General features: G+C 72.4%; 15 protein-coding genes. 10 read left to right on the top strand and 5 right to left on the bottom strand.

The window, feature by feature from the left end; all coding sequences use genetic code 11:
* Positions 1-411 precede the first annotated feature (411 nt).
* Both gltB and OO60_RS48210 read left to right on the top strand, forming a co-directional pair.
* Entirely contained in the window at positions 412-4,983 is a 4,572-nt protein-coding gene (gene gltB / locus OO60_RS23710; RefSeq protein WP_003097155.1) for a glutamate synthase large subunit, read from the top strand.
* A complete protein-coding gene (locus OO60_RS48210; protein ID WP_003097157.1) occupies positions 4,976-6,424 on the top strand; it encodes a glutamate synthase subunit beta in 1,449 nt (482 codons plus the stop codon). The genes gltB and OO60_RS48210 overlap by 8 nt, the downstream gene beginning before the upstream one ends.
* 57 nt (positions 6,425-6,481) lie before the next feature.
* On the opposite strand, the gene OO60_RS23700 is transcribed toward OO60_RS48210, so the two are convergent.
* Positions 6,482-7,354, bottom strand: coding sequence for an SDR family oxidoreductase (locus OO60_RS23700; RefSeq protein ID WP_003097159.1), 873 nt, complete (start codon positions 7,352-7,354; stop codon positions 6,482-6,484).
* Between the two features lie 78 nt (positions 7,355-7,432).
* Between OO60_RS23700 and OO60_RS23695 the strand changes: the two genes are divergently transcribed.
* On the top strand, positions 7,433-8,005 hold the full coding sequence (locus OO60_RS23695) for a TetR/AcrR family transcriptional regulator (protein ID WP_003097162.1): 573 nt from the start codon (positions 7,433-7,435) through the stop codon (positions 8,003-8,005).
* A 5-nt stretch (positions 8,006-8,010) separates the two neighbouring features.
* On the opposite strand, the gene OO60_RS23690 is transcribed toward OO60_RS23695, so the two are convergent.
* Positions 8,011-9,000 (bottom strand): ArsR/SmtB family transcription factor, encoded by a 990-nt coding sequence (locus OO60_RS23690; protein ID WP_033262097.1) that lies wholly within the window; start codon positions 8,998-9,000, stop codon positions 8,011-8,013.
* Positions 9,001-9,269: 269 nt separating this feature from the next.
* On the opposite strand from OO60_RS23690, the gene OO60_RS23685 reads away from it, so the two are divergent.
* Both OO60_RS23685 and OO60_RS23680 read left to right on the top strand, forming a co-directional pair.
* A complete protein-coding gene (locus tag OO60_RS23685; RefSeq protein WP_003069268.1) occupies positions 9,270-9,905 on the top strand; it encodes an RICIN domain-containing protein in 636 nt (211 codons plus the stop codon).
* A 231-nt stretch (positions 9,906-10,136) separates the two neighbouring features.
* On the top strand, positions 10,137-11,534 hold the full coding sequence (locus OO60_RS23680; RefSeq protein WP_003069264.1) for a Dyp-type peroxidase: 1,398 nt from the start codon (positions 10,137-10,139) through the stop codon (positions 11,532-11,534).
* A 43-nt stretch (positions 11,535-11,577) separates the two neighbouring features.
* Here the strand turns inward: OO60_RS23680 and OO60_RS23675 are convergent, their stop codons facing one another.
* The gene (locus tag OO60_RS23675; RefSeq protein ID WP_033262096.1) at positions 11,578-12,474 is read right to left on the bottom strand and encodes an ROK family protein; all 897 of its coding nucleotides are present in this window, start codon (positions 12,472-12,474) and stop codon (positions 11,578-11,580) included.
* A gap of 287 nt (positions 12,475-12,761) precedes the next feature.
* Here OO60_RS23675 and OO60_RS23670 point away from each other — a divergent pair, with 287 nt between their 5' ends.
* Both OO60_RS23670 and OO60_RS23665 read left to right on the top strand, forming a co-directional pair.
* Positions 12,762-12,971: a CbtB domain-containing protein gene (locus OO60_RS23670; protein ID WP_003069169.1), complete on the top strand. Its 210-nt coding sequence runs from the start codon at positions 12,762-12,764 to the stop codon at positions 12,969-12,971.
* 19 nt (positions 12,972-12,990) lie between these two features.
* Complete coding sequence (locus tag OO60_RS23665; protein ID WP_003069167.1) at positions 12,991-13,752, top strand: CbtA family protein; 762 nt, start codon at positions 12,991-12,993, stop codon at positions 13,750-13,752.
* Between the two features lie 49 nt (positions 13,753-13,801).
* On the opposite strand, the gene OO60_RS23660 is transcribed toward OO60_RS23665, so the two are convergent.
* Together OO60_RS23660 and OO60_RS23655 are read right to left on the bottom strand one after the other, a co-directional pair.
* Positions 13,802-15,283 carry a cobyric acid synthase gene (locus OO60_RS23660; protein ID WP_003069161.1) on the bottom strand — a complete coding sequence of 494 codons (1,482 nt, stop codon included), beginning with the start codon at positions 15,281-15,283 and terminating at the stop codon, positions 13,802-13,804.
* Entirely contained in the window at positions 15,280-16,203 is a 924-nt protein-coding gene (locus OO60_RS23655; RefSeq protein ID WP_033262095.1) for a cobalamin biosynthesis protein, read from the bottom strand. The genes OO60_RS23660 and OO60_RS23655 overlap by 4 nt, the downstream gene beginning before the upstream one ends.
* Positions 16,204-16,238: 35 nt before the next feature.
* Between OO60_RS23655 and OO60_RS23650 the strand changes: the two genes are divergently transcribed.
* The 3 genes from OO60_RS23650 to OO60_RS23640 all read left to right on the top strand — a co-directional run bounded on the left by OO60_RS23650 (position 16,239) and on the right by OO60_RS23640 (position 18,929).
* A complete protein-coding gene (locus OO60_RS23650) occupies positions 16,239-16,841 on the top strand; it encodes a bifunctional adenosylcobinamide kinase/adenosylcobinamide-phosphate guanylyltransferase (RefSeq protein ID WP_003069156.1) in 603 nt (200 codons plus the stop codon).
* 14 nt (positions 16,842-16,855) lie between these two features.
* Positions 16,856-17,869, top strand: a complete 1,014-nt coding sequence (gene cobT / locus OO60_RS23645) for a nicotinate-nucleotide--dimethylbenzimidazole phosphoribosyltransferase (RefSeq protein WP_003069153.1) — start codon at positions 16,856-16,858, stop codon at positions 17,867-17,869.
* 319 nt (positions 17,870-18,188) lie between these two features.
* Positions 18,189-18,929 carry an adenosylcobinamide-GDP ribazoletransferase gene (locus tag OO60_RS23640; RefSeq protein ID WP_244885569.1) on the top strand — a complete coding sequence of 247 codons (741 nt, stop codon included), beginning with the start codon at positions 18,189-18,191 and terminating at the stop codon, positions 18,927-18,929.
* Positions 18,930-18,946 lie beyond the last annotated feature (17 nt).

The following is an 18,946-nucleotide window of genomic DNA, read 5'->3' as shown; positions in this document are numbered from 1 at the left end:
CAGCCCGGCATATGGGACTACCCCCGGCGCCGTCAACGCAAGCGTGGCATTTCCCACCCGGGCGCAACGACGTATGTCGATAACAGCGAATTCACACTATCGTCATAAGACCCGGCGAACCCGGGAGTAACACCGCGCGCTCCGGACGGCCCCCACCACAGTGGCGGTTCGGTGCGCGCACGCAGCACCCGACATGTTCGGCTGCCCAGTGTTGTGCGGCCTCCCAGATGGTCCGCTCCCGGTTTCCGAGCATCGGTGCTCGGCCGGTCCCTCGCGGCCATCTTGCACTCGATGACAGCAACTGTTCTCGACTGACCATCGCGGTCCCGGACCACTTCGTTAACCGGTTCAGCCCGAACCACTCGATGAGGTGAGTACCGGTCGCGCCAACGCCTTGGGAGGCGGCCAGCCGTGACCCACCGTGCCAGTTCCCTGCCCCCGTCCGGGGAGCAGCTCAGCAACGCCGAGGCCGAAGGCCTGTACCGGAGCGACTACGAACACGACGCCTGCGGTGTCGCCTTCGTCGCCGACCTGACCGGGCGCCGAGATCATGCGATCGTCGCCAAGGCCCTGGTCGCGTTGCGCAACCTGGAACACCGCGGGGCTCGTGGCGCCGAACCGGACACCGGCGACGGCGCCGGCCTGCTGATCCAGATCCCGGACGAGTTCTACCGCGCCGTCGTGGACTTCGAGCTGCCCGAGCCGGGCACCTACGCGGTCGGCACGGCTTTCCTGCCGCAGGACGAAAAGCGCCGCGGCCGGGCCATGACGACCATCGAGCGGATCGCCGCCGAGGAGGACATGCGCGTCCTCGGCTGGCGCGAGCTGCCGGTGCACACCGAGCACTGCGGGCCGACCGCGGCCGAGACCATGCCGCACTTCACGCAGCTGTTCCTCGCCGCGCGCCGCCCGAAGCCGGAGCACTCGGACCCGCTGCACATCGAGCGCAGCGCGTTCTGCGTCCGCAAGCGCGCGGAGCACGAGCTCGTCGACGACGACGTGTACTTCCCGTCGCTGTCCTCGCGCACGATCGTCTACAAAGGAATGCTCACCGAACCGCAGGTCGAGCGCTTCTTCGCCGACCTCACCGACGAGCGCGTCACCAGCGCCATCGGCCTGGTGCACTCCCGCTTCTCCACGAACACGTTCCCGTCGTGGCCGCTGGCGCACCCGTACCGGTACGTGGCGCACAACGGCGAGATCAACACCCTGCGCGGCAACCGCAACTGGATGGACGCCCGCGAGGCGCTGCTGGAGACCGACCTGGTCCCCGGCGACCTCAAGCGGATCTACCCGGTGATCACCCGCGGCGCCAGCGACTCGGCGTCCTTCGACGAGGTCCTCGAACTGCTGCACCTCGGCGGCCGCTCGCTGCCCCACGCCGTCCTGATGATGATCCCGGAGGCCTGGGAGAACCACCAGGAGATGGACCCCGCCCGGCGCGCGTTCTACGAGTTCCACTCGACGCTGATGGAGCCGTGGGACGGCCCGGCCCTGGTCGCCTTCACCGACGGCAGCCAGATCGGCGCGGTGCTCGACCGCAACGGCCTGCGTCCCGGCCGGTACTGGGTGACCGACGACGGCCTCGTCGTGCTCGCCTCCGAGGTCGGCGTGCTCGACATCGACCCGGCGACGATCGTCCGCAAGGGACGTCTCGAACCCGGCCGGATGTTCCTCGTCGACACCGTCGAAGGCCGGATCATCGAGGACGAAGAGGTCAAGACCGAGCTGGCCACCGCCCACCCGTACGACGAGTGGGTCGACGCCGGCCTCGTGCACCTGGAGGAGCTGCCGGAGCGCGACCGCGAGGTCCCGCTGCACGCCGCGCTCGTGCGCCGCCAGCAGGCGTTCGGCTACACCGAGGAAGAGCTCGAAGCCATCCTCGAGCCGATGGCCCGCACCGGCGCGGAGCCGATCGGCTCGATGGGCAACGACTCGCCGCTCGCTCCCCTGTCGAGCCGCCCGCGGCTGCTGTTCGACTACTTCATCCAGCTGTTCGCGCAGGTCACGAACCCGCCGCTGGACGCCATCCGCGAGGAGCTGGTCACCGCGCTCGGCACCCAGATCGGCGCCGAGCCGAACCTCCTGGCGGGCAACGCGGCCAGCTGCCGCCGGATCGTGCTGCCGTTCCCGGTGCTCGACAACGACCAGTTCGCCAAGCTGGTGCACGTCAACGACGACGGCGACCTGCCGGAGTTCCAGGCGGTCACCGTGCTCGGCCGCTACAACGTGCACGGCGGCGGCGACGCCCTCATCAAGCGCCTCGACGAGATCCGCGCCGAGGTGTCCGAGGCGATCGAGGACGGCGCCCGGCTGATCGTGCTGTCCGACCGCGGGGTCGACGAGCACCACGCGCCGATCCCGTCGCTGCTGCTGACCGGCGCGGTGCACCACCACCTCGTCCGCGAGAAGACGCGCACGCAGGTCGGCCTCATCGTCGAGGCCGGCGACGCGCGCGAGGTGCACCACATCGCGCTGCTGATCGGCTACGGCGTCGCCGCGGTGAACCCGTACCTGGCGATGGCGACCGTCGAGGAGATGGCCCACCAGGGCCTGATCCCCGGCGTGACGCCGAAGCAGGCGACGCAGAACCTGATCAAGGCGCTCGGCAAGGGCGTCCGCAAGACGATGTCCAAGATGGGTGTTTCGACCGTCGCGTCCTACACCGGCGCGCAGATCTTCGAGGCGATCGGGCTCGGCGAAGAGGTCATCGAGAACTGCTTCACCGGCACGACGTCCCGCCTCGGCGGCGTCGGCTTCGAGACGCTAGCCGACGAGGTCGCGAAGCGGCACAAGTACGCGTTCCCGGCCGACGGCGTCCGGGCGGCCCACCGCGAGCTGGAGACGGGCGCGGATTACCAGTGGCGGCGCGAAGGCGAGCCGCACCTGTTCAACCCGCAGACGGTGTTCAAGCTCCAGCACTCCACGCGGGCCGGGAAGTACGAGGTCTTCAAGGAGTACACGAAGGCCGTCGACGACCAGGCCGAGAAGCTGCTGACCCTGCGCGGCCTGTTCGACTTCAAGTACGGCCAGCGGCCGCCGGTGCCGATCGAGGAGGTCGAGCCGGTTTCGTCGATCGTCAAGCGGTTCGCCACCGGCGCGATCTCCTACGGCTCGATCTCCATGGAGATGCACCAGACCCTCGCCATCGCGATGAACCGCCTCGGCGGGAAGTCGAACACCGGTGAGGGCGGCGAAGACGCGGAGCGGCTGTACGACCCGGAGCGGCGAAGCGCGGTCAAGCAGGTCGCGTCCGGCCGGTTCGGCGTCACGAGCGAGTACCTCGTCAACGCCGACGACATCCAGATCAAGATGGCGCAGGGCGCGAAGCCCGGCGAAGGCGGGCAGCTGCCCGGCGCGAAGGTGTACCCGTGGATCGCAAAGACGCGGTTCTCGACGCCGGGCGTCGGCCTGATTTCGCCGCCGCCGCACCACGACATCTACTCGATCGAGGACCTGGCGCAGCTGATCCACGACCTCAAGAACGCCAACCCGAACGCGCGCATCCACGTGAAGCTCGTGTCCGAGGTCGGCGTCGGCACGGTCGCGGCGGGTGTCTCCAAGGCGCACGCCGACGTCGTGCTCATCTCGGGGCACGACGGCGGGACGGGCGCGTCGCCGCTGTCGTCGATCAAGCACGCGGGCGGCCCGTGGGAGCTCGGCCTGGCCGAGACGCAGCAGACGCTGCTGGCCAACCGGCTGCGCGACCGGATCGTGGTGCAGACCGACGGCCAGCTCAAGACCGGCCGGGACGTCATCATCGCCGCGCTGCTCGGCGCCGAGGAGTTCGGCTTCGCGACCGCGCCGCTGGTGGTGTCGGGCTGCATCATGATGCGCGTCTGCCACCTCGACACCTGCCCCGTCGGCGTCGCGACGCAGAACCCGAAGCTGCGCGAGAAGTTCAGCGGCAAGGCCGAATACGTCGTCAACTTCTTCGAGTTCATCGCCCAGGAAGTGCGCGAGTACCTGGCGGCGCTGGGCTTCCGGTCGATCGCCGAGGCCGTCGGGCACGCCGAGTTCCTCGACAAGCGCAAGGCGATCGAGCACTGGAAGGCGTCCGGGCTCGACCTGTCGCCGATCTTCCACGTGCCGGACATGGCCCCCGCCGGGCTGCGCCTGCAGCAGACGCTGCAGGACCACGGCCTCGAAAAGGCCCTGGACAACACGCTGATCCAGCTGGCCGAAGGCGCGTTGAACTCCGGCGACAAGGTGCGGCTGGAGCTGCCGGTCCGCAACGTCAACCGGACCGTCGGCACCATGCTCGGCTCCGAGCTGACCAAGCGGTGGGGCGGCGAAGGCCTGCCCGACGACACCATCGACGTCACCTTCACCGGCACCGCCGGCCAGTCGTTCGGCGCGTTCGTGCCGAAGGGCATCACGCTGCGGCTCTACGGCGACGGCAACGACTACGTCGGCAAGGGCCTCTCCGGCGGACGGCTGATCGTGCGGCCGCCGCGAGAAGCGCAGTACCCGGCCGAAGAGCAGATCATCGCGGGCAACGTCATCGCCTACGGCGCCACGAGCGGCGAGATCTTCATCCGCGGCAAGGTCGGCGAGCGGTTCTGCGTGCGCAACTCGGGCGCGCTGGCCGTCGTCGAAGGCGTCGGCGACCACGGCGGCGAGTACATGACCGGCGGCCGGATGGTCGTGCTCGGCCCGATCGGGCGCAACTTCGCGGCCGGCATGTCCGGCGGCATCGCCTACGTGCTGGACCTGCCCGCGCACCGCGTCAACCCGGAGATGGTCGACCTCGACCCGCTCGACTCCGAGGACGCGGACTTCCTGCGGGAAACGCTGGAGAAGCACTACAACGAAACGGAATCCGCGGTCGCGCGGGAACTGCTGGCCGACTGGGACGCGGGTGTCGACCGCTTCGGGAAGGTCATGCCGAAGGACTACAAGCGCGTGCTCGCCGCGCAGGTCCAAGCCGAGCGCGACGGGCGCGACGTGAACGAGGCGATCATGGAGGCCGCACATGGCTGACCCCAAGGGCTTTCTGACCACCACCCGCGAAGAGCCGAAGCGGCGTCCGGTCGACCTCCGGCTGATGGACTGGCGCGAGGTCTACGAGGACTTCGCCACCACGAAGCTGCAGAAGCAGGCCGGCCGCTGCATGGACTGCGGGATCCCGTTCTGCCACCAGGGTTGCCCGCTCGGGAACCTCATCCCCGAGTGGAACACGCTGACCTGGCGCGAAGACTGGCAGCAGGCCATCGAACGGCTGCACGCGACCAACAACTTCCCGGAGTTCACCGGAACGCTGTGCCCGGCGCCGTGCGAAACCGCGTGCGTGCTCGGGATCAACGACGATCCCGTGACGATCAAGCGGGTCGAGATCTCGATCATCGACCGGGCCTTCGACGAAGGCTGGGTGACGCCCCAGGTGCCTGCTACGAAGACGGGCAAGAAGGTCGCGGTCGTCGGGTCCGGCCCGTCGGGTCTCGCCGCGGCGCAGCAGCTCACGCGCGCGGGCCACAGCGTCGTGGTCCTCGAGCGGGCCGACAAGATCGGCGGGCTGCTGCGCTACGGCATCCCCGAGTTCAAGATGGAGAAGGCCCGCCTCGACCGGCGCCTCGACCAGATGCGCGCCGAGGGCACGGAGTTCCGGACGTCGGTGAACGTCGGCGTCGACCTGCCGGCTTCCGAGCTTTTGGCTTACGACGCCGTGGTGCTCGCGGGTGGCGCGACCGACTGGCGCGACCTGCCGATCCCCGGCCGCGAGCTGGACGGCATCCACCAGGCCATGGAGTTCCTGCCGCCGGCCAACCGGGTCGCTTCGGGCGAGCTCACCGAGTCGCCGTACTCGGCCGCGGGCCTCGACGTCGTGGTCATCGGCGGCGGCGACACGGGCGCGGACTGCGTCGGGACGTCGCACCGCCAGGGCGCGCGTTCGGTGACGCAGCTGGAGATCATGCCCAAGCCGCCGGAGTCCCGTTCGGACGCCCACCCGTGGCCGACGTACCCGATGATCTACCGGGTGTCCTCGGCGCACGAAGAGGGCGGTGAGCGGCTCTACGCGGTGAACACGCAGGAGTTCCTGGGTGATTCCGACGGCCGCGTGCGCGCTCTGAAGCTGGTCGAGGTGCGCAACGAAGGCGGCAAGTTCGTCCCGGTGCCGGGCACCGAACGCGAGCTGCCCGCGCAGCTCGTCCTGCTGGCCATGGGCTTCCTTGGGCCGCAGAAGCAGGGCCTGCTCGAAGACCTGGGCGTCGAGCTGGACGCGCGCGGCAACGTGGCCCGTGACCAGGCGTTCAAGACGAGCCTGGACAACGTGTTCGTGGCCGGCGACATGGGCCGCGGCCAGTCCCTGATCGTCTGGGCGATCGCGGAGGGCCGCAGCGCCGCAGCCGGCGTCGACGCCTACCTGACCGGCCGCGACGTCCTGCCCCGCCCGATCGCGCCGACGGACCGGCCGATCGCGTAAGACACAGCGCCGGCGGCGGTGTCACCGTCGCCACCGCCGCCGGCGCTGTACCACTTCTCAGTCGTAGTAACCCTTTTCGACGTCGTCGAGCAGGCCGGGCCCGGCGGGCCGCCAGCCGAGCAGCTGCTGGGTCCGCGCGCTGGACGCCGGCTGGTCGAGCGCCAGGATCCCGCCGAGGAACCCGAGTTCCTCGGCGGTCACGGACGTCACCGGCAGGCCGAGGCGGCGCCCGGCCACCTCGGCGACGTCGCGGATCCGCACCCCTTCGTCGCCGACCGCGTGCAGCACCGCGCCCGCCGGGGCGTCCTCCAGCGCCAGGCGGAACAGGTGGGCCGCGTCCAGGACGTGCACCGCGGGCCAGCGCTGCGTGCCATCGCCGACGTACGCGGCGATCCCCTTTTCGCGGCCGAGGGCGATCAGACGCGTGATGAGCCCGTGGGCGTCGCCTTCGCCGTGGACCGAACGCGGCAGCCGCACGAGGGACGCGCGCACGTCACGCTCCGCCGTCTCCAGCACGGCCCTCGCGATGTCCGCCCGGCCGCCCACCGGGCCGGGGAAGACGGCGGGGTCGTCTTCGGTGGCCACGCGCCCGGGCACCATCGGCGTCCCCGAGGCGGCGACGAACCGCTTCCCGGTGAGCACGGCGGTCATGGCGCCGACGGCGGCCGCGTCGGTCCGGATCGCGGTGTCGAAGGCGGCGAAGTCGTGCCCGAAGGCGAGGTGGACGACGCCGTCGGCGCCGCGGGCGCCTTCCTCCAGCACGTCGAGGTCGGTGAGGTCGCCGCGGAGGACGCCGGCGCCCAGCGCGGCGACGGTCCCGGCCGACTCGTCCGATCTCGCCAGCCCGACGACCTGGTGCCCGGCGTCGAGCAGTTCCGGCACGAGGGCCCGGCCGATCCAGCCGGACGCGCCGGTGACGAACACACGCATGAGAGCCTCCCTATGGCACTTGGTGTCATCACCATAGCACCGTGATGACACCAAGTGTCATCGCCTAGGCTGAGGGGTATGAGCCGCTGGGAGCCGAACACGCGCGAGCGCCTGCTGGACGCCGCCCTGGAGCTGTTCGGCGAGCGCGGGTACGACAGCGTGACGGTCGCCGAGATCGCCGAGCGGGCCGGGCTGACGAAGCGAACTTTCTTCCGTCACTTCACGGACAAGCGCGAAGTGCTCTTCGCGGGCCAGGAGGTGCTGAGCCGCGTCTTCGCCGGCGCCATCGCGGCGGCGCCCGCGTCCGCGACCCCGGCCGAGGCGGTCGGATCGGCCTTGGCGGCCGCGGCGGCGGAGTTCGGGCCGGAGCGGCAGGAGCGCGGCCGCCGGGTACAAGCGGTGGTCGCGGGCCACAGCGACCTGCGGGAGCGCGGGCTCCTCAAGCGGGCGACGCTCACGGCCGCGATGGCCGGGGCCCTGCGCGAACGCGGGGTACGCGACCCGGCGGCGGCCCTGGCCGCGGAGATCGGCGGCCTGGCGTTCTGGACGGCTTTCGCACGGTGGACGGCAACCGGCAACGAGCGGGAGTTCGCGGCACTGGCGGCGGAGGCGCTGGAGGAGCTCCTGGCGGCCACGGCCACCCTGGACTGACCGGCTCACCCCTCCAGCAGCGCACTCCCCAGCGGCGTGAGCGAGTGCAGCACCGTGTTCCGCTCCCGGTGCGTGATGATCAGCCCGGCCCGCCGCAGCACCGCGGTGTGCTTGCTGACCGCCGACGGCGTCACCCCGAGCCGGGCCGCCAGCTCCGACGTCGAACACCCCACCGCGAGGACCGCCAGCGCCGCCGCGCGGGTCGGGCCGAGCAGGTCCGCCAGCGCGTTCCCCAACACCCTGCGGGCGCCCGGGCCCGTCAGCCCGGCCGGCTGCGCCGCCTGGCGGACGCACGGGTAGTGCAGCCGGGGCGTGCCGCCGGAGAACGGCGGGACCAGGACCGGGCCGACCGAAAAGTACGTCGGGACCAGCAGCAGGCCGGTGCCTTCCGACGAAAGCGTCCCGGCGATCCGGTCGTCGGTCTCCAGGACCGGCGCCGCCCAGTGCACCTTCGGCCGCAGGCCCGTCAGCAGCGCGTCGACCCCGCCGTGGAGCAGCACCTGCGTGCGCATCCCCAGGTCGGCGTCCACCTGGGCGGACACGACGTCCCAGCACGAGGCGAGCGCGACGTCGTGGTAGTCCTGCAACGCCTGCGCCAGCCGCGGCAGGCCCGCCGGGTCGCCGTCGGCGAGGGCGGCCGCCCAGGCCGGCAGGTCGCGGCCGGCCGGCGCGGTGCGCAACGCGGTCTTGAGGCGCACCGGTCCGGTGTCGAGCACCGCGGCGAGCCCGGACTCCAGGTCGTAGCGCCCCGCGGCGGGCAGCAGGAACTCCGGAACCGGTGCATCCGGGCGGCAGAGCCACATCAGCACCGGCGCGGACTCCGGCAGGGCCTGCCAGACCCGGTGGCGCCACCGGTTGAACGCCGCCGACGCCGCGTTGCGGCCGCCGTCGCGCCGCTGCAGGACCTGCAGGCTCGCGGTCAGCTCGCCCATCGGATCGGCCGCCGCCGCGAGGCGGGCGCGGACGAGGTCCGGCACCGTCAGTTCGATCCGCACGCTCCCCCCGGGGTGTCTGCCGGTCCATCGGCACCCGATCTCGTTCCGTTACACCGCTGACCTGCGTTCTGTCCCCTCCGGGAAATCACCTCGACGACGGCGGAACCGCCCTGAATGATGGGCGGAGAGACCGCTTTCGGGGGTTTGACGGTCTCGGCGAGGGGGATTCGCCGGCACCGCCACGCGCCGGGTCCACTGTGGCCCGGGGCCGGTTGCCGCCTGCGTTCTCCCCGTCGTCGTCACTGGTGAAAGCGACGAGAAGGGGAACCATGACGAAGATGAAGCGCCTGATGGTGACGGTCGCCGCGGCGGCGGGCCTGTTCGGCCTGGTCGCCGTTCCGCAGGCCGGCGCGGCGCAGACCGACGGCAAGGGCAACGTGAGCGTGCAGACGCTCGCCGGGGGGATCAAGCTGCGGCCGGCGAAGGTGGGTGCCGCGCACCGGTCCACGCCGGGTGTCGCCGGCGCCGGCGTCGCCGAGGCGGACGCGTACCTGATCGAGTCGGCCGGCTTCAACCGCTGCTGGGACGCGGACCTGAACACGATCAACGCCAACGGCACGATCATGGCGCTGTGGGACTGCAACGTCTACGCGGCGAACCAGGCGTTCTACATCACCCGGAACCCGGAGGGCTACCTCCGCTTCCAGAACGTGCAGAGCGGCCGGTACCTCGACGCCGACCTGAACTCGATCGGCAAGAACGGCACGAAGGTCCAGCTGTGGGACTTCATCGCCGGCCAGAAGAACCAGTGGTGGATCGACACCGTCAACCCCGAGGGCTACCTGCGGCTGCAGAGCCCGTCGAGCAACCGCTACCTGACCGGCGAGGGCTCGGTCGGCGGCAACGGCACGCGGATGCAGCTGTGGGACTTCATCGCGGGCGGCAAGTCGCAGTGGTGGTTCTGATCCGCTACGGCGCGTGAAACGCGGGCCCCGGCCGGGGCCCGCGTTTTGCTTTCACCGGCAAAACATTTCGCGCTCAACTTAATCTTTCGTGTGAAGCCGGCCACAAGGTGGCATTCGCCGGCTCCGGCACGGCATTCTGGGTTCAGGGGACCCGGTCGGCCGAGGGGGGATTCCGGTCGGCCGGGTGCCCGCCGAGAGGCGGGCTTTTTTTCGCACGGGAGGGGACCCGGAATGTCTGTCGATCTGTCCACCACGCTGTCCTGGACCACGGCGAGCGGTGACGCCGCCACGATGCTCGGCGAGCTGCAGCCGAACATCCTCAAGGCCCACGTCCGCGACCACCTGTCCGCGCTGTTCCTCGCGTTCGGGGACGCGGCGGAGGCGCGGGCCTTCCTGGTCGCGGTCACCGGGAAGATGAAGTCCGCCATGGACCACCTCGACGAAGTGGGGGCGTTCAGGCGCGAAGGCGCGGCCGGGACGCCGTACGTCGGCGTCGGGCTCACCGCGGCCGGCTACCGCGCGCTGGCCGTCGAGAACTTCCCGCAGGACGAAGCATTCCTGCGCGGGATGGCGGCCCCGGCGACGCGGCGGAAGCTGAACGACCCGCCGCGGTCGACGTTCGATCCGGGCTACCGCGCGGAAATCCACGCCGTCGTGCTCGTCGGCGACGCCACCGACAAGGCGATGACCGCCCGCCGCAACGAGATCCTCGGCCTGCTGCCGGACTCGGCGGCGGTGCTCGCCGAGGAAACCGGGCTGGGTCGGGTCAACGCGCGCGGCGAAGGCATCGAGCACTTCGGGTACGTCGACGGCCGGAGCCAGCCGTTGTTCCTGACCGAGGACGTCGACGCGGAAAAGAACAACACCGACGGCATCAACGTGTGGAACCCGGCCGCCCCGCTCGAGCAGGTGCTGGTTCCCGACACCGCGGCGCCGGATCCCGCCGTGCATTTCGGCAGCTATTTCGTGTTCCGCAAACTGGAGCAGAACGTCCGGCGGTTCAAGCAGGCCGAAGCGGACCTGGCCGACGCGCTCGGCCTGGCCGGCGAGGACCGCGAACGGGCCGGGGCGATGATCATCGGCCGTTTCGAGGACGGCACCCCGCTGACCACCCAGCGGGAAGACGGCGCGGAAAGCCCGGTGTCCAACAACTTCACCTACGACAGCGACCGCGCCGCACTGAAGTGCCCGTTCCAGGCGCACATCCGCAAGACGAACCCGCGCGGCTCGGGCGGCGCCGAGGAACCGGAGGCCGAGCGGCGGCACCTGATGGCCCGCCGCGGCGTCACCTACGGCGAGCGCCCGGACGACCCGAACGCCGACGTGCCGCCCGCGGCGCGGCCGAGCGGCGGGGTCGGGTTGCTGTTCATGGCCTTCAACTCGGTGCTGGACAACCAGTTCGAGTTCACCCAGGCGCTCTGGGCGGACAACCCGGGCTTCCCGATCGTCGACGGTGTCACGCCGGGCCTGGACCCGGTGATCGGCCAGGGCGAGCGTCATCCGTCGGACTACACGGTGGACTGGGGCGGGTCGGCCCAGCGGACGGCCGACCCGGTGCCGCAGTCGGTGACGCTGCGGGGCGGGGAGTACTTCTTCATGCCGTCGCTGGCCTTCCTGCGTTCACTCTGACCGGGGGCGGAGGCCACCACTCCGGTGGTGGCCTCCGGCGGCGTCAGGCGTCGAGCAGGTCGAACGCGAGCAACCCGGCGCCCAGCCGGCCGGCTTCGTCGCCCAGCTCGGCGATCCGCAGCTCCGGCATCTTCTGGAACGTCAGGTGCGCGGCCAGCCACTCCCGCACCGGCTCCAGCACGTAGTCGGCCGCGGTGAACAGGCCGCCGCCCAGCACGATCACGTCCGGGCCGAGCAGCGTCAGCAGCGTCCGGATGCCGTGGCCGAGCCCGTCGAGCGCGTCCTGGACGACCGCGACCGCGACCTCGTCGCCACGGCGGGCGAGCTCGACGACCTCGCGGGCGCCGTCGGCCGGGCGGCCGGTCCGCTCGGTGTAGCGGCGGGCGATCGCGGCCGCCGACGAGATGGCCTCCAGGCAGCCCGTCGCGCCGCAGCCGCACTTGCCCGCGTGGCCGACGTCGATGTGCCCGACCTCGCCGGCCTGGCCGTGCGCGCGGTGGATCCGGCCGTCGAGCAGCAGCGCCGCCGCGATCCCGGTGCCGACCGGGATGAACGCCGCGTTCGTCGCGCCCCGGCCCGCCCCCACCCGGAACTCGGCGACACCGCCCGCGGTGACGTCGTGGCCGAACGCCACGGGCAGCCCGAGCCGGTCTTCGAGGAGCTCGCCGAAGGGGACTTCGCGCCAGTCGAGGTTGGCCGAGAAGTGGCAGACGCGGGTTTCCTCGTCGACGATGCCGGGCACCACGACACCAACGGCCGACGGCCGCCCGGTCCCCGCTTGCTCGGCCAGCGCGGCCACGATGTCCACGGTCTGCGCGGCCAGCGCGGTCCCGTCCGCGCTGCGGGCCGTCTCAGCACGCAGCGCCGCCTTGGGCTGCAGCTGCTCGTCGAGCAACGCGGCCTTGATCGTCGTCCCGCCCACGTCGAGGGCAGCCACCATTCGAGTCACTGCGGCATTGTCACATTTGAGGCTTGTTCTGGTTAGGCCGCCGCGCCCCCCGCGCAGGTCGCGGGGTATGACGAAGGCCATGCGGCGGCCGACGGCTGAACAAGCCTCATTGACGGGGCGTGAAAGGGGCACCTACGCTCAACCGGCCAGACGAGGAGATTCCGGAACGCGGTGCAAGTCCGCGCGGTCGCGCCACTGTGACCCCCGCCAGGGGGAAGCCAGACCCGGACCCTCGTGACCGACCCCGATGAGGCCGCGAAAGCCCGAGGAGGCCACGCATGACCCAGACGGCAGCTCCCGCCGTTCCGCTCCCGATCCGCATCCCGATCCGTGAGATCGTGCCGTGGGCGGTGTTCGTGGTGCTACTCGCGCTGATCGCGCTGTACTTCGTGAGCGCCGAGCAGGGCGCGACGGCGGTGTTCGCGAACATGTACGTCCACGAGTTCGTGCACGACGGCCGGCACCTGCTGGCCTTCCCCTGCCACTGATCGGCGGGCACGTACTCCCATGATGAAGACCCTGCTGGTCCGCGGCATGCTCGCGGGCCTGATCGCCGGTGTGCTCGCGTTCGGGTTCGCCTACGCCTTCGGTGAGCCGTCGGTGAACGCGGCCATCGGCCTCGAGGAGTCCGGCGGCGCCCACTCGCACTCCCACGACGCGTCGGAACCTGCTCCGGCTTCGACTGAAGAACACGAAGAGGAGCTCGTCCCCCGCGATGTCCAGAGCACGCTCGGCCTGCTGACCGGCGTGCTGGTCTACGGCGTCGCGATCGGCGGCCTGCTGTCGCTGGCGTTCGCGTTCGCCCAGGGCCGGCTCGGTGCGCTGCGCCCGCGGGTGACGGCGCTGCTGCTGACGGCGGGCGCGTTCGCCGTGGTGTTCCTGGTGCCGTTCCTGAAGTACCCGGCCAACCCGCCCGCGGTGGGCCAGCCGGGCACGATCGGCTCGCGGACCGAGCTGTACTTCGGTTTCGTCGCGGTTTCCCTGCTCGCCGGCATCCTCGCAACGGTGTTCGGCCGCAAGCTGGCGGACCGCCTCGGCGCGTGGAACGGCTTCCTGCTGGCGGCGGCGGGCTACCTCGTCGTGATCGGCGTGGTGGCGTGGCTGATGCCGGTGGTCGACGAGGTCCCGGCCACGTTCCCGGCCTCGACGCTGTGGAGCTTCCGGACGGCCTCGGTCGGCACGCAGGTGACGCTGTGGCTGGCGCTGGGCCTGGCGTTCGGCGCGTTCGCGGAGAAGGCGCTGAAGCAGCGGACCGCGGTCGCCGCCTGATCCTTCCGCTCCGGCTGTCCTGGCGGGCCACCCGCCGGGGCAGCCGGGCTCAGGGTGCGCCCGGGGGGACGAACGGCAGGTCCGGCGGCGCACCGCGCTCCAGCAGCGTCGCCAGCATCGCCGTGTCGAGGTGTTCGTCCACCGCGTCCGCCAGCTTGTCCAGCATCTCCTCGCGCAACTCGCCGAAGCCGGGCGCGCCCGGGGCCGGGGTCCAGGCGACCCCCGCCTGCGTTGCCGCTTCCGTGAGCCAGGCGCGGCGGAAGGCGTCGTTCTCGAAGGCGCCGTGCCACATCGTGCCCCAGACCGCTCCGTCGCGGACCCCGTCCAAAAAGGACTCCGCCGGGGCCGTCGTCGCCACCGAGCCGTGGTGGATTTCGTAGGCCTCCACCGGGTGGCCGCGCCACGCTCCCGTGGGCCGGGCGAGGACCTTCTCGGCCGCGAACGTCACCTTCCCCGGCAGCAACCCGAGGCCGGACACCACGCCCGCGCCCGACTCGATGTCGTCCACAATGGACTCCGTGAGCATCTGGTAGCCGCCGCAGATGCCGAGGACCGGCCGACCGGCCGCCGCCCGGGCCGTCACCGCCGTGTCGAGGCCGCGGTCGCGCAGCCAGGCCAGGTCGCCCACCGTGGCGCGCGAGCCCGGGAGCACCACGACGTCCGCCGCCGCGACCACGTCGGGGTCGGCCGTCAGCGTCACCGTGACCCCGGGTTCGGCGGCCAGCGCGTCGACGTCGGTGGCGTTCGACGCGCGCGGGAACCGGACGACCGCCACGCCCAGCCCGCCGCCGCGGGCCTCGCGGCGCCAGCCCGCAGCCGCCAGGGCGTCCTCCGAGTCGATCCACACGCGGTCGAGCCACGGCAGCACGCCGAGCACCGGGCGCCCGGTGACCTTTTCCAGGCTGTCCAGGCCCGGCCGCAGCAGCCCGACGTCGCCGCGGAACTTGTTGACCACCCAGCCCGCGACCAGCGCCTGGTCCTCGGCCGACAGCAAGGCGAGGGTGCCGAACATCGCCGCCAGCACGCCGCCGCGGTCGATGTCGCCGACCACCAGCACCGGCAGCCCGAACCGCCGCGCCAGCCCCATGTTGACGTAGTCGCCGCCACGCAGGTTGATCTCCGCCGGGCTGCCCGCGCCTTCGCAGACGACGACGTCGTAGCGCGAGCTCAGGTCGGCGAAGGCCCCGAAGGCGATCTCGGCCAGCCCGGCGCGTCCGGTGGCGTACTCCCCCGCTTCGAGGGTGCCGAACGGCTTCCCGAGCGCGATGACGTGGCTGCGCCGGTCGCTGCCCGGCTTGAGCAGCACCGGGTTCATCGCCGCCTCGGGTTCGGCGCCCGCCGCGCGGGCCTGCAGCCACTGGGCGCGGCCGATCTCGGCGCCGTCGGCGCAGACCATCGAGTTGTTGGACATGTTCTGTGCCTTGAACGGCGCCACGCGCGCGCCGCGGCGCGCCAGCCAGCGGCAGATCCCGGCGGTGACCAGGCTCTTCCCGGCGTCGGACGTCGTGCCGGCGACGAGCAGGCCGCTCATCGGGCCGCCACCGCCGCCAGCGCGACCGCCGCGGCCCCCACGCGCCGCGACAACCGGACCGCGCGCCGCAGGTCGAGCGGTTCCGGGTCGCGCCCGTCGCCGAGCCGCGCGCGGCTCTCGACCTCGCCGCCGTAGCTGTTCGTCCCGCCGAGCCGGACGTCGAGCGCACCCGCGAAGGCGGCCTCGACCTGGCCCGCGTTCGGGCTCGGGTGCCGCCCGCCGTCGCGGCGCCACATCCGCCAGGCCGTCCGCGCCCGGCCACCCGCGCACAGCACGGTGAGCGCGGCGCCGATCCGCGACGGCACCAGGTTGACGACGTCGTCGGCCCGCGCCGCGGCCCAGCCGAAGCGGCGGTAGCGCGGCGAGCGGTAGCCGACCATGGCGTCGAGGGTGTTGAGCGCGCGGTAGCCGAGCAGGCCCGGGATCCCGGCGACGGCGCCCCAGAACAGCGGCGCGACCACGGCGTCCGACGTGTTCTCGGCGATCGACTCGGTGGCGGCGCGGGTCAGTTCGGCGGAGTCGAGTGTCGTCGCGTCGCGTGCGCAGAGGTGCGAGAGCCGCTGACGCGCTTCGGGCATTTCGCCCGCTTCGAGCAGCCGGGCCATTTCGGCGCCTTCGGCGGCGAGGCCGCGGCCGCCGAGCACGATCCACGTACAGACAGCTGTGGTCGCGAACCGGGCGAAGGGGCGTCGCCGCGTCGCCGCCTGAAGCGCGACGCCGAGGCCGACAGCGCCGAAGGTGCACAACGCGGCGTACGCGACTCCGCGCGGCTTCGAGTCCGCCCACAGACGGTGTTCCAGGCGGCCCGCGGCAGTACCGAACAAGGCGACCGGATGCCCCGTTCGGGGGTCACCGAACAGAGCGTCGGTGACGTATCCGGTCACGAGTCCGGCCGTGGTTGTCCCTAGACGGAGTGGCACGTGGCGCACGGTAGCGCGTGCACCAGAATGCCGGTATGACGAAGCTGACCCACCGGCTCGCCGGGTGTCTGGAAACCCTGGCTCGCGCCCTCCGCCGGTACGGGCGCGACGAAGGCAAGGTGCTGGTCCTCGGCGGGGTCCGCTCGGGCAAGTCACGGCACGCCGAGCGGCTCGTCGCCCGCCACGCGCACCTCGTCTACGTCGCGCCCGGCCTGCCCGCGGGCGAGGACGACCCCGAGTGGGCCGCGCGGGTGGCCGCGCACCAGGCCCGGCGGCCGGCGAACTGGAAGACCGTCGAGACCACGGACCTCGCGGGCACCCTCCGGAGCGCGACCGAGCCGCTGCTGATCGACTGCCTCGGCACGTGGCTGTCCCGCGTGCTGGACGACGTCGGCGCGTGGCGGCAGCAGCCGGGCTGGGAGCACCGCCTGGACGACCGGCTCGAGGACTTCCTCGCCGCCTGGGCCGCGGCGCGGGTGCCGGTGGTCGCGGTCAGCAACGAGGTCGGCAGCGGTGTGGTGCCCGCAACGTCGTCCGGACGGCTGTTCCGTGATGTGCTGGGCGCACTCAACAACCGGGTGTCCGCCGACGCCGACCGGGTCGTGCTGGTCGTCGCGGGCCGGGCGCTCGACCTGTAGCCAGGAGGCGCCCCGTGTTCGACGTACCCGTGCCCGACCCCGCCGCCCGCACTGCCGCCTTGGAGCGGCTCGACGGCCTGGTCAAGCCACTCGGCGCGCTGGGCAGGCTGGAGGAGATCGCCGCCTGGCTGTCCGCGGCCCACGGGACCGTCCCGCCCCGGCCACTGGACGACGTCCGCGTGGTGGTCTTCGCGGGCGACCACGGCGTGTCGGCGTTGTCGGCGTACCCACGCGAGGTGACGGCGGCGATGGTGCGGGTGTTCCTGGCGGGCAAGAGCGGCGTGAACGTGCTGGCCGCCCAGGTCGGCGCCCGGGTGCGGGTGGCGGACATCGCCGTCGACTGGGACGGCGCGGACATCCCGCCCTCGGTCACGGCACACAAGATCCGCCGCGGCTCGGGCTCGATCGACGTCGAGGACGCGCTGCAGCCGGGCGAAGCGCAGGCGGCGTTCGAGGCGGGCCGGGCGATCGCGCGGGAGGAGCGCGAAGCGGACGTGCTGATCCCGGGCGACATGGGCATCGGCAACACGGCGGTGTGCGCGGCCGTGGTGGCGGCGTCCCTGGGCCTGCCGGCGGCGGAGGTGGTCGGCACGGGCACGGGCGTCGACGCGGCAGGCCTGGAGCGCAAGACGGCCGCGGTGGCGGCGGCCCTGACCCGGACGACGGGCCGCACGGAGGACCCGTTCGAGCGCCTGACGGCGCTGGGCAGCGCCTGCTTGGCGGCTACGGCGGGCTTCCTGGTCCAGGCGGCGGAGTTGGGCATCCCGGTGCTGCTGGACGGAGTGTTCTCGGGCGCGGCAGCCTTGGTGGCGCGGGACATCGCCCCGGGTGCGGAGCAGTGGTGGCTGGCCGGGCACCGGTCGACGGAGCCTTCGCAGGCGTTCGCGCTGAAGGCGCTGGGCTTGGAGCCGATCCTGGACTTCGGCCTGCGGCTCGGCGAGGGCAGCGGAGCGGTCCAGGCGGTGCCGACGCTGCGGGCGGCGCGCGCCATTCTGGCGGACATGGGCCTGCTGGCCGACCTGGCATGACAGCCGGCCACGGCGCCGGTCTCGCAGGCCACGGTCCCGAGCGGATCTGCGGTGGGGCTGCCCGCAGCAGATCCGCTTCAGCCGATGCGGCGAGCATCCCAGCGCGGCGTAAGCGGCTGGTGGCCTGCGAAGCCGCCCGCCAAGCCCAGCACGTCCAGGCCCGGGTCGAGCTGCCGCGCGAGCCCGGTCGCCAGTGCAGCGGGTGCCGACCGCCCTTAAGGCATCTGCACAGCGCCTTCGCCGCCGGAACCAGGATGCCCGGCCTCGGTGACTCGCGCTCCCCCCGGCCACCCGGTCAGCGACCTGCGGACGCCCCGGCATGAGCCGGTGGCTCGACTCCGTGCGGATGGCCGTCGGGACGTTGACCACCGTCCCCGTTCCGGCGCCGCGCGTCATCGACCGGCGGGTTGCCGGTGGGGCCATGCTGCTCGCTCCGCTCGCCTCCCTTCCGCTGGCCGTGGCCACCGGGCTCGTCGTGGCCGCCGGGACGGCGCTCGGCGTCCCGGCGCTCGCGACCGCCGCCCTCGCGCTGGGGGCCGTCGCGCTCGGCAGCCGGGGGCTGCATCTCGACGGGCTCGCCGACACCGCCGACGGGCTCGGTGCCTCCTACGACCGCGCCAAGGCTCTCGACGTCATGCGCCGCGGCGACTCCGGGCCCACCGGGGTCGCGACCCTCGTGCTCGTCCTCCTCCTCCAGGTCGGCGCGCTCACCGCCGCCAATCCCTTCACGGCGGCCGCCGCGGTCCTCATCGGGCGGTGCACCCTCTCGATGGCGTGCGCGCGCGGTGTGCCCTCCGCCCGGCCCGAAGGCCTCGGTGCCACCGTCGCCGGCTCGGTTCCGCGCGTCGCCGCGGTTGCCGTCGGGGTGGCCGCCGCCGGGCTCGCCACGCTGCTACCCGGCGTTCCGTGGTGGCGGGGACCGCTCGCCGTGCTCCTCGCCTACGCCACCGCCGGCGCCCTTCTCCTCCGGTGCACCAAGCGCCTCGGTGGCGTCACCGGCGACGTCCTCGGCGCCGGTGTCGAGGCTGCCGTCGCGGCCGCGCTGCTCGCGCTCGTCTGAAACTGTCGTACCCCCCT

It is taken from the genome of Amycolatopsis vancoresmycina, from assembly GCF_000716785.1.
Classification (GTDB): domain Bacteria; phylum Actinomycetota; class Actinomycetes; order Mycobacteriales; family Pseudonocardiaceae; genus Amycolatopsis; species Amycolatopsis vancoresmycina.
The sequence above is the reverse complement of the archived record's forward strand: the minus strand, read 5'-3'. Positions and strand labels throughout refer to the sequence as shown.

What these genes read in the sequence shown, in the direction of transcription:
- OO60_RS23670 (WP_003069169.1), top strand. Translation starts at nt 12,762, where the DNA reads ATGACCCAGACGGCAGCTCCCGCCGTTCCGCTCCCGATCCGCATCCCG.
- OO60_RS23660 (WP_003069161.1), bottom strand. Translation starts at nt 15,283, where the DNA reads ATGAGCGGCCTGCTCGTCGCCGGCACGACGTCCGACGCCGGGAAGAGC.
- OO60_RS23650 (WP_003069156.1), top strand. Translation starts at nt 16,239, where the DNA reads ATGACGAAGCTGACCCACCGGCTCGCCGGGTGTCTGGAAACCCTGGCT.
- OO60_RS23680 (WP_003069264.1), top strand. Translation starts at nt 10,137, where the DNA reads ATGTCTGTCGATCTGTCCACCACGCTGTCCTGGACCACGGCGAGCGGT.
- OO60_RS23640 (WP_244885569.1), top strand. Translation starts at nt 18,189, where the DNA reads ATGAGCCGGTGGCTCGACTCCGTGCGGATGGCCGTCGGGACGTTGACC.
- OO60_RS23695 (WP_003097162.1), top strand. Translation starts at nt 7,433, where the DNA reads ATGAGCCGCTGGGAGCCGAACACGCGCGAGCGCCTGCTGGACGCCGCC.
- OO60_RS23665 (WP_003069167.1), top strand. Translation starts at nt 12,991, where the DNA reads ATGATGAAGACCCTGCTGGTCCGCGGCATGCTCGCGGGCCTGATCGCC.
- OO60_RS48210 (WP_003097157.1), top strand. Translation starts at nt 4,976, where the DNA reads ATGGCTGACCCCAAGGGCTTTCTGACCACCACCCGCGAAGAGCCGAAG.
- OO60_RS23685 (WP_003069268.1), top strand. Translation starts at nt 9,270, where the DNA reads ATGACGAAGATGAAGCGCCTGATGGTGACGGTCGCCGCGGCGGCGGGC.
- OO60_RS23675 (WP_033262096.1), bottom strand. Translation starts at nt 12,474, where the DNA reads ATGGTGGCTGCCCTCGACGTGGGCGGGACGACGATCAAGGCCGCGTTG.
- OO60_RS23700 (WP_003097159.1), bottom strand. Translation starts at nt 7,354, where the DNA reads ATGCGTGTGTTCGTCACCGGCGCGTCCGGCTGGATCGGCCGGGCCCTC.